This window comes from Methanoregula sp., assembly GCF_002835825.1.
Lineage (GTDB): Archaea > Halobacteriota > Methanomicrobia > Methanomicrobiales > Methanospirillaceae > Methanoregula.
In genome coordinates this window covers 1-1,102 of record NZ_PIZH01000714.1, presented here as the reverse complement: position 1 = coordinate 1,102, position 1,102 = coordinate 1, and the positions used below count along the sequence as shown (strand labels likewise).

The following is a 1,102-nucleotide window of genomic DNA, read 5'->3' as shown; positions in this document are numbered from 1 at the left end:
TAACAACCATACTCTTCGTTTCTCTCGTGGTACCGGCGCTTGAGGAGATGCTGAAATTTTCCATGGTCGCCCTGTTCGTATCCCGGGACAAGGAGTTCGATGAGCCTATGGACGGCATTGTCTATGCAACGGAAACTGCCCTCGGGTTTGCAACGGTAGAAAATATTGCCTATGTCCTGGACATCCAGACCCTTTCTTCCCTGTTCCTTACCGGAACCCTGCGGGCTGTCCTCTCGGTCCCCGGCCATGCACTCTTTGCCATCTTCTGGGGGTACAGCCTCGGGATTGCAAAGTTCATGCCCGCCGGCAACCGGCGTACCATCGTCATTGTCGGAGGACTGGTCCTGGCGATCGGCGTCCATGGGATCTTCAACCTCATGCTCGAACAGGAATATGCCGGTCTTGCCATTGCCCTTCTGGTTCTCCTCCCGGTTGTGTGGTGGAGTGCGGAGAAGAAAATCCGCGCAGCACTTCTTAGCTGCGGATCGCACGAAACAACTGAATCAATTTAAAAATTTTTATAAGGTTCCCTGCAGTTCTCTTACACGGTTAGTTCCGTATGCTGACTGGTGGTAACATTGGCTGATGAAAAGCGATCTGATCCCAAAAAAGAACAGAAGTCCGGCTTTCCGCAGATGAGTGCAATGCATGTCGTCATTGCGATTGCGGTCATTGTCCTTGCGGTGATCTTCATTGCAAAATTCGGATTTGGTATGGACCTAATCAGTTCGTCCTCTGGAGAGATGGCGATTGCAAAACCACGACCGGTTTCCCCGGCACCTGCAACTATCCAGAAGGATGTTGCGGTCAGGCCAAGCATCTCGATCCGGCCCGATATGCTACCTTCCTGTGATGCGCCAAAGACCTTGTGCGGGGACACCTGCACCGATATTCAGACGAATGTCAATAATTGCGGTGCCTGCGGAAATGACTGCACAACGCGTGACGTGAAGAATGCTGCTGAATTTGGTTGCGCCAATGCAAAATGCACGATCCTGTCCTGCCAGCCCGGGTACGGCGACTGCATGAACAAGGGTACTATCGATGTTAATGGAGATGGCTGTGAGACCAATCTCATGACCAGTGAGAGCTGGATCTACAA

Annotated in this window: 1 protein-coding gene and 1 pseudogene; both read left to right on the top strand. The window is 52.1% G+C overall.

Features of this window, described 5'->3' with window-relative positions; genetic code table 11:
• A partial coding sequence (locus CW742_RS14640) for a PrsW family intramembrane metalloprotease (RefSeq protein WP_292421655.1) occupies window positions 1–512 on the top strand: 512 nt, incomplete at its 5' end.
• 66 nt (window positions 513–578) lie between these two features.
• Window positions 579–1,102: pseudogene (locus CW742_RS14635) on the top strand (hypothetical protein); the annotation flags it as partial.